6 protein-coding genes are annotated in these 9,129 nt (G+C 38.5%); 4 read left to right on the top strand and 2 right to left on the bottom strand.

The window, feature by feature from the left end; all coding sequences use genetic code 11:
- Nucleotides 1–947 precede the first annotated feature (947 nt).
- Nucleotides 948–1,880 carry a cobalamin-binding protein gene (locus H1P_RS21610; protein ID WP_144871230.1) on the bottom strand — a complete coding sequence of 311 codons (933 nt, stop codon included), beginning with the start codon at nucleotides 1,878–1,880 and terminating at the stop codon, nucleotides 948–950.
- A gap of 8 nt (nucleotides 1,881–1,888) precedes the next feature.
- The gene (locus H1P_RS21605; protein WP_144871228.1) at nucleotides 1,889–4,234 is read right to left on the bottom strand and encodes an ARC6/PARC6 family protein; all 2,346 of its coding nucleotides are present in this window, start codon (nucleotides 4,232–4,234) and stop codon (nucleotides 1,889–1,891) included.
- A gap of 628 nt (nucleotides 4,235–4,862) precedes the next feature.
- On the opposite strand from H1P_RS21605, the gene H1P_RS21600 reads away from it, so the two are divergent.
- The 4 genes from H1P_RS21600 to minE all read left to right on the top strand — a co-directional run.
- Nucleotides 4,863–6,200, top strand: a complete 1,338-nt coding sequence (locus H1P_RS21600) for a four-carbon acid sugar kinase family protein (RefSeq protein ID WP_144871226.1) — start codon at nucleotides 4,863–4,865, stop codon at nucleotides 6,198–6,200.
- A 516-nt stretch (nucleotides 6,201–6,716) separates the two neighbouring features.
- Entirely contained in the window at nucleotides 6,717–7,544 is an 828-nt protein-coding gene (gene minC / locus H1P_RS21595) for a septum site-determining protein MinC (protein WP_144871224.1), read from the top strand.
- A 149-nt stretch (nucleotides 7,545–7,693) separates the two neighbouring features.
- On the top strand, nucleotides 7,694–8,491 hold the full coding sequence (gene minD / locus H1P_RS21590; protein ID WP_144871222.1) for a septum site-determining protein MinD: 798 nt from the start codon (nucleotides 7,694–7,696) through the stop codon (nucleotides 8,489–8,491).
- A 325-nt stretch (nucleotides 8,492–8,816) separates the two neighbouring features.
- Nucleotides 8,817–9,129, top strand: a 313-nt coding sequence (gene minE / locus H1P_RS21585; protein ID WP_144871232.1) for a cell division topological specificity factor MinE, incomplete at its 3' end; no start/stop codon positions are given.

The raw sequence follows: 9,129 nt of genomic DNA, 5'->3' as shown, positions 1-9,129 counted from the left end.
GTGCCAGATAAGATTCTATTTGGTTAAAACCTAAGTTCTACCTATGCTCTGTTTTGTCTTAGTGCGCCTCTGTTAGTAAGTCTTCCCTTGCGCGACGCGAAGCGAGTCCTTTAGGGTTTTCAAACGATGCGGGGCCTGACCACATCCTTGGCGGATAGAATATCTGTTCTCTTGGCTAGCATTCCCAAGTCCGCCTATGGGCGAAGTTTCCAGGAAACGAGACTGACAATGTTTTGAATTTACTTCAGAACACAAACCCTCAGCTTGTGACGGACATTTGCGCCTGTCTTGGTGTGACTTCGGTGTCTTGGTCAGCACCAGGAAGAAGAGAGTGTTTTGTGAGGATTTATCGGCTCAAGATTCAAAATTATTGAAGCTAATTCCCCCATTCTCGTCCTTGCTCAGTGTGCGTTCTTTAGCTTGGTCAGCTACAAGATACAGATTACTCGCGCGTTCCTTGGTTAATTAAAAATTATCAGGGTCACTCGTCAAATTTCGCTTTCAAGGGGGTGCTTTCCTTTGCTGAGGAGACGTATCTAGGTCTGACCGTAGGGTAGCTTTTACAAGTCCACTTTGCTTGTGGCTTCTGAGGAGCTAGTTGAGAAGAATGTTACCGCGAATTTTGACGGACGTGGCGCATTAATCTCTAATCAATACAGCTATCCTGACAATATCCATAATGACTAAAAAAGTGGGAACTTATTAGTAGGTGGGAATAGTGCTAGGTGAGTGAATGATGCTAAGAAACGAAACTCACGTTGGTGTAGGCTAGGCGTGATTATCCCACCTACTAAGCTATTACGCATTTAATTTGACGAGCGACTAGGCGTGATTAAAAATCACGACATGAGAATGCGCGAGTACCGCTGAAAGCTCGCCGAAGGCGACCCACAAAGGAACGTGCGAGTTGTTACTTGAGATTGAGAGTAATATTTTATAGTAATATTTTACAATAGCTGTTGCCAACTATTTTCCTGATAGCCAAAATCAAATAATTTAGGGTGTAATATTTCAGCCAATATTTCAGTCGAATCAACTAACCTAGGTCCTGGACGATTAAAATAAGCATTACCATCAACAATAAAAACCTGGTTATTTTGCACTGCTTTTAAACTTGACCATTGAGAATGTGTGGTTAAGGTGTAAGCTTCTTTTGCTGTTCTGGCTAAATCAAATCCACAAGGCATAATAATTATGACATCGGGATTAGCTGTTGTTAGTTTTTCCCAAGATATGTATGGAGAATGTTTTCCTTTTATACTTAATAAAGGTTGCCCTCCTGCAATCTCAATAAGTTCGGGTATCCAATTTCCAGCAGTCATTAATGGCTCAGTCCATTCAATAGCTACCACGGTAGGTAGGCTGGCTTTAACTGATACTTTGATTTTTTGAGTAATATTATTAATTCGTTCTTTTAACTGAGAAATAACTGATTGATATTCTACATTTAAAATTTGACCAACTCTAGCAATGTCTTGCCAAACTTCTTCCAACAAATTGGGTTGCAATGAAATAATCTGTGGTTGAGATTGAGTCAGTTTCGCTATGGCTTTAGTTACTTCAGCAAAATTTACTGCACAAACATCGCATTGATCTTGAGTAACAACGTGAGTAGGTTTTAACTGCTCTAATGTAGCAATTTTAACTTCATAAATACTCAATGCTTTTTGCAAGAGACTTTGAACATCTCTGTCGATTTCTGCACTTTGATTGTCACTATTTAAGCGAGCATTAGTACATACAGGTAAAGCTTTAATTTCTGAAGGATAATCGCATTCGTGAGAACGCCCCACTAAAGCTTTAGTTAAGCCTAAACAGGTAACAATTTCTGTTGCGCTAGGAAGCAAAGAAATAATTTTTAAATCATTAATATTCACCATCTAATTATTTATAAGCTTTGCAATACTTTACTATTTTTAATCAGCCAAGTATTGTTTTGGCGAATCAACTCGTAACCTACCACCAGATTACCTTGATAAGATTGACTTTGATTAAGTTGTCCTTGTTGATAATGCTTTGCTACCTCTTTAACTTCTGCTTCTACAGTAGCTAAATCAGAATTTTCTGGATTAATTTTAACAGAACGAATTTTCAAGCCGTGTTCAAATTGGCGATAAATGTTGTTTTGTTGATAATATGCAGAGCTATCACGCCATTGAGTTAACAAAGAATCAGTAAGTATCGAATTTAGTCGATCTGTTTGATATTCTTGTCCTAAAGCTGCTGCTTTACTATCTAACCATTTCTGAATTACTTTATGGGCTGATTCTGTGGTTAAAGCTGCTGTGGTTTTTGGTTTTGTGACGGTAACCTTTGGGGTTGTTGCTACAGCTGAATTTTTGGAAACCGCTGGAGTTTTAGGAGTTGACTGAGGACTTGGCAAAGGTGCTACTGATTCTACAACAATTTGTTGTAAGTATCTTTTTGTAACGGCAAAACCTAGAGTCCCGATTATTGCAGTTAAGCCTGCTAAAAACAATCCATACCTTAAATATTTTTTTGATGCAGAAGATTTTTGATTGCGCTTGATTCTCTTCTTTGATTTAGGAGGAGAGGCTGTTTTCTGACCAGGCTTTATTTGATGCTTGGTTTTTAAAGATGATTGTGTTGGAGTGGAAGCCGATTTTGGTAAGGATGAATTATGTCCTTTGAATAATTTAATACTTTGAGAGTTATGGGACACATTTGGGTAGGGTTGGATCTGGTTGTCAGTTCTTGTTCCAGCTAATCTTGATGATGTTTGAGGTAATTGTACTTCTGAAGATGTTGTTTGGCTGCTAGAAGGTGTTTTGTTGAAACTTGCTTGACGAGCAGTTTTTTTATTACCCAGCCAAGGAAATAGTTGATATAGTCTGTTCTGTTCTTTTTTTAACTTGGTAATTTCTTGATGAGATGATTGAGAAGAAGCAGTTTGATGGTTATTGTGAGTTACAGGAAAAACTTGATCGAGATATGCTTGAACATCACGATCGCTAAAGTATTGTGCCAGAGTTATTTTAATCGATCTCAAATCTTGAAATTGAGCTAAGACTTGTTGTTGTAACCACTGTTCTCCATAAAAACATAGTCCTGGCAACAAATCAGGAGCATTTTCCGAACGTTTTTGAATCAACTCCAGAGTGTTATTTTCTGTAATCTGCCTGATAATCTCCTGTGATTTTGTGGTTTGACCAAGCAGTAATGCACAAATAGCTCTTTCCCAGTGAGTATTATAGCGATCGCTTAATTCTTGTAATATTTTTTGTGCTTCTAAAATTGAACTGGGCTTTTTCTGGGCATAGCCTTCGGCAATCAAGGCATAGGCAGCTACACAACTACCTGGATGAGAACCTCGCTTTGCTTCTGCTAAAAACACGTCTTTTTGTTCTTGCAAGGTTAAATAAGTCCTAATTTGTTGAATAAAACAGAGAAATTGATCTGACTTTAACCCAGAAGGATCGCGATCTATCCCTTCAATTCCTTCTCGCTGCAAAAGCATTTCTTGTAATAGCTGTAATCCTTTAAATCTCAAGGAAGAGCCAGGAGGATTTTTCCCTAATAGTTCTAAAACACGATAGGGTTTCAATAAATTTAGTTCTTCTGCGATTTCTGCTTGAAGACGGGGAAATAAAGATTTTTCTTGTTGAAGAAGCTTTAATCCCATTTGTCCTGAGATAGCAGCGTGTTCAAATTCGTTTCTTCGCCACTGTTCGCGACTAAGCTCTAGATAAGATAATGCTAAACACAGTAAAATATCTGGTTTTTGTTCGGTTATGGAGCAAGTTTTGGTAGTGGTTGGGGAAGTTGCAGATTGGGATGATTTAGTTCTTTGAGCTTGCTCTTCGTTATTCAAACAGTCCGTTCCCAATCGCAAAACTATTTCATATTCTGCCAACTCATTAAGAATCATTAATGCTCCGATAAAAAACTCAGGCTCGATCTCAATATAGGGACTAACTGTCAGAGGTTTCGTCGAGATGGTGGTGTTCTCTGATTCGGCGACAGTATTTTGAGGAGAAAGGCTATCGGATGTTAAAGGCGTAAAAAAACTAGCATCGTATTCTGCTCTTGTTTCAGCGTTGCTGAGTACAGTATGGGCTTGTTCTAAAAGCTTTTTTTTAGCTGCGATCGCATATTCGCTATATTCGTGACAAGGCTGTTGTTGCAGTCGATCTTCATAGGCTCGATCCAGTTGTTCTGAATCTGCCTGAATAGGTACGCTAAGAATTCGGTAATAATCAAGAGTAATACGCACTGCTAGCTTCCTCTTACCCCAATTTATTTATAGTTTGATTTTATTTGGTCGAAGGTACTCCGCCTTAAAAGCGGTGCGCGGGGATGGGGGGACTTTTCTGGTTTGATGTTTTGCTGACCACAGTTGATTGCGGTCTGTTGAAGTCCCCCCTATCCACCCCTGGCGAGGTTGCCTCGCCCAAGGAACGCCCTAAAGGACTCGCTACGCATCGCGCATCGCGCACCAAGACAAGACGGAGCCTGCTTCGACTTCGTCAATCTGTAGCAGAAGTTTGAGAACAGAGAGCAGAAGATTTGTTGTCGGACAAGAGATTGCCATAGAGCTTTGAAATATTCGAGGTTCTCCCGATTACTAATTGTATGTAGATCTCAAACCAATTCCATTTTGAGAAGACTTTATAATTGTGCTTCAAAAACATAGAAGAACTTATGCTTCTACCGTTGAATATCTGCCGTCTGACATCTGCTTGAAAAAAGTCAAGGCAAAATGTCAACAAACACTTGACGCGCTTGCCATTATGGCAAACATCTTTTATAGATAGCTATATTCTACAGAAAATATTTAGAAATACTAACGAAAGTTGATACAGTACTTAACTAATTAGAAAATATTCTTAACGTTAGTACCAATGAGCAAATCTCAACCAAAAATTATTGTTTTAGATGACGATCCTACTGGCTCTCAAACGGTTCATAGTTGCTTGTTATTGATGCAATGGGATGTGGAAACTCTCAAAATTGGCTTGCGAGATAAAGTGCCTATTTTCTTTGTGCTGACTAATACTAGAGCAATTGCTCCAGAGAAGGCAAGATCGATCGCTCAGCAGGTGTGTCGTAATCTAAAACAGGCTCTTGCTGAAGAGCAAATTACTAATTTTTTGGTAGTTAGCCGTTCTGATTCCACTTTACGAGGACATTATCCCATTGAAACAGATGCGATCGCTGAAGAGTTAGGGGATTTTGATGCTCATTTTCTCACTCCTGCTTTTTTTGAAGGAGGAAGAGTTACAAAAGATAGCGTTCACTACCTCTTAATTGATGGGACTTTAACCCCCGTCCATGAAACAGAATTTGCTCAAGATTCTGTCTTTGGTTATAGTTACAGCTACTTACCAGACTATGTAGCGGAAAAAACTCAAGGTAAAATTACTGCGGATCGAGTAGTTACTCTGCAATTAAGCGATCTACGTAGCAATGATTTACCAGCAAAACTTTTAGATTTAAACAATAATCAATGTGTAGCGGTAGACGGGGAAACTCAAGCAGATTTCGATCTTTTGGCTCAAGCTATTTTAGATACTAGCAGCCAGGGAAAACGATTTTTATTTCGTTCTGCTGCAAGTTTGTTAACTTCACTAGCTCAGTTGGGAGAGCAACCCATTGCACCCGATAGCATGGCTACTTATAAACCTACAAACAAACCAGGAATCGTGCTGGTAGGCTCTCATGTTAGTAAAACAACCCGCCAACTCAAACAATTATTACAAGAATCTGCCACCACAGGAATTGAAGTGAATGTTGTGCGCCTACGAGATAATCCCCAACAGAGAGACAGTATTTTACAAGAAACCCTAGACTCGGTATTGACTGCTTGGCAACAAGGACAAACTCCCGTAGTATATACCAGTCGTGAAGAATTAAGCTTTGCAAATATCCAGCAGCGTCTTGACTTTGGTGTCGAGGTATCTAACCTGTTAATGGATGTAGTCAAAGGCTTACCCGCAGAAATTGGCTTTTTGATTAGTAAGGGTGGTATTACCTCTAATGATGTTTTAAGTAATGGTTTACAGCTCAATACAGCCAGACTTTTAGGACAAATTATCCCAGGAGTTTCTGTGGTGAAAACAGCCGAAGATCATCACCAGTTTCCTAATTTGCCTGTAGTTTTGTTTCCTGGAAATGTGGGCAGCGATCGCGGATTGGTTGATGCGTGGAGTAGATTAACAATTTTTTTAGCCAATAGATAGATGGTATGTTACATTTTTCTAAAAATTAGAGGTCAATCAAGTAAATAATAATTATTTGTCGGGGCGAACACTTATTCGCCCTTACGGAATTTAGTATGAATTATTATCTTTGTAAACAACGAAGAACTATCTAAAAATCTATTAATCCCAATCCGCCGACAGTTATTGGTTTAGGGGTTTTAAAGTAATAATTGCTATACTATATCTAAGTGCATTTACGTAAATCATCATCTGTTTATGCAATAATCAAACAATATTCACTGCAAATTTGTGAAATTACGCTATCATCACCTCAAAATTTAGTAGAGATAGAAATACCTACAAAAGTAAAACATCAGCGAATTATATTAAGATGGGAAACAATACTTCTTGGTTAAATGTATATTTTCTTGATCTTCAGAACATTAATTTAACAATTTGGAATCAAATATTAACAAATAGCCTGATACGAAACTACATGAGTTAGTATATTTTTGATAAAAAGACCAAAATAATGGTCATATTAAACTATAAGCAATGGTTTTTGAGCCTAGTTTATCAACTGATAACACTAGCGATGCTCCCGCTTCCCCCTTGGTTAGTTGCTGCTCGCAAGTACAAATAAAACATAAAGGCGATCGCCTCCTCCTGGTTTTGCCTCAAGAGGGGGAAACAAATTTAGAATTGCCTTGGTCAGAAGTTTGGCAAGAATTAAAGCATCTTCTAAAAAGAAGAGAACAATCTTGGCAGCCAGAAACATCCGTCTGTTTGGTTGCTGGCGATCGCTTAGTAGATACAAGGCAATTGCAAACTATTGCCAAAACTCTTAGAGAAGTAGAACTTAAATTAACTACGGTAAGTACGGGAAGAAAACAAACTGCCGTAGCAGCAGCTACTGCGGGCTATTCCGTAGAGCAGAATAATCGAGCAAATTTATCTCCCTTTATCTCTCATGGACAACCAAATTCCACAGAGTCTTTAGCCGAGCCTCTTTACCTACAACAGACAGTACGTTCTGGGGTAGAAATTCGTCATGCAGGAACAATTATTGTCTGTGGGGATCTCAACCCAGGAGGAGTAATAATTGCTGCGGGTGATATTTTTGTTTGGGGAAGGCTGCGGGGAGTAGCCCATGCAGGAGCTAGAGGTAATCGCAAGTCTCGGATCATGGCACTTCAGATGGAATTTACTCAGTTGCGGATTGCCAGTACCGTCGCTAGATCGCCCCAAAATTTACCCCATAGTTTGGAACCTGAAGTTGCATTTATCAGCAATCAGGGTATCAGTCTGGCAAGAGCCAATGATTTTACCAAAACCCGTTTATTTTCTCCCTCAGAAGATAGCTGGGTTCGGACGAATAACTAAATAACTAAATAGACATCTTTAATCATTAATCTGAAGCCATTGTAAAACCTCAGTGAACTTTTAATTTCTGGAGATGTCTAATAAATAAATAACTAAATAACTAATAACTTAACAGTCCTCATTAATTAAATTTGAATTCAAAGGAAAGTATGAGTCGTATAATAGTTGTCACTTCTGGTAAGGGAGGAGTCGGTAAGACCACAATTACATCTAACTTAGGAGCAGCGATAGCTACTCTTAATCGTAAAGTAGCTTTGGTTGATGCTGATTTTGGTTTAAGAAACCTCGATCTACTCCTGGGGTTAGAAGAAAGAGTAGTTTACACTGCTATGGATGTGATAGCTGGAGAATGCCGTCTGGCGCAAGCCTTAGTTAAGGACAAACGCCTAAATGGTCTGGTATTATTACCCGCAGCCCAAAATCGCAGTAAAGAATCTGTTGAGCCAGAACAGATGAAAACAATTATTACGGCTTTGGCTAAAGGATACGACTACATAATTGTTGATAGCCCTGCTGGTATTGAATTAGGTTTCCGTAATGCTATTGCTGCTGCTCAAGAAGCCATTATTGTTACCACCCCAGAAATTGCAGCCGTTAGAGATGCAGATCGGGTAATTGGTTTACTAGAAGCAGAAGGAGTTAACAAAATAAATCTGATTGTCAATCGAGTTAAGCCTCAAATGATTGAAGAGAAAAAAATGATGAGTGTAGAAGATGTGATCGAACTTTTGGGTGTTTCTCTAATTGGAGTAATTCCAGACAATGAATTAGTGATTGTTGCAACTAATAAGGGTGAACCTTTGGTTGTCGGACATAAAGATAGTTTGCCCGCAATAGCTTTTCATAACATCGCCCAACGTTTAGAAGGGGAAAAAGTCCCTTTCCTTGATTTTACCTCTGGTGACAGCAACATTTTGAACCGTTTACGTCGGATGTTTGGTGGCTAAAACCATCGTTCATTTGTCATTTATAAATCTTATAAATCATTAATAATGACCAGTATTTAATTGTTAACAATATCTACTATGGATAATTTAGTTGGGAAAAAATCGTTCTATTTTAATTCTTTTAAGGTAGCTGTGAGCACTCAGAAACTAATTTTTATCAAGCATCCATTATGTTCAACTCACACCTGCTTTAAGCAATAGAGCGATTGGTGAGGTTTCTTAGTTAATTTAAGCTTCCCGTTCTAGACTTCCCCAAAATATATCCCTTGATAAAATCTTGCTCAGATCTCTCATCCATGTTCAATAAAAGTACAATAAAAGTAAAATGAAAGTAATTGATTTTCTCGAAATGCTTTTTCCTCGCAATCATGATGCTGACAGTGGACAACAAGCAAAAGAACGATTACAAGCGGTTCTGGCACACGATCGTGCTACAATTACTCCTGAAATAATCGATACTATGCGAAGAGAAATTCTTGAGGTAGTAGCTTGTTATGTAGATGTAGATCGAGACGAGATAGAATTTGGTTTAGAAAATAGTCAGCGTATTACTTCTCTGATTGCTCATTTTCCAATTCGCAAAGTTAAACGAACTACTACAGAAAAAATGAATTCTACAGAACAAAGCAAAAAAACTG

Source organism: Hyella patelloides LEGE 07179 (genome assembly GCF_900659865.1).
Taxonomy (GTDB): domain Bacteria; phylum Cyanobacteriota; class Cyanobacteriia; order Cyanobacteriales; family Xenococcaceae; genus Hyella; species Hyella patelloides.
Note: the sequence above shows the minus strand (reverse complement) of the source record. Positions and strands in the feature narration are given on the sequence as shown.

Bases quoted from the DNA above. Each gene is read 5' to 3' on its own strand.
- H1P_RS21610 (WP_144871230.1), bottom strand. From the start codon at position 1,880: ATGGTGAATATTAATGATTTAAAAATTATTTCTTTGCTTCCTAGCGCA.
- minD (WP_144871222.1), top strand. From the start codon at position 7,694: ATGAGTCGTATAATAGTTGTCACTTCTGGTAAGGGAGGAGTCGGTAAG.
- minC (WP_144871224.1), top strand. From the start codon at position 6,717: ATGGTTTTTGAGCCTAGTTTATCAACTGATAACACTAGCGATGCTCCC.
- H1P_RS21600 (WP_144871226.1), top strand. From the start codon at position 4,863: ATGAGCAAATCTCAACCAAAAATTATTGTTTTAGATGACGATCCTACT.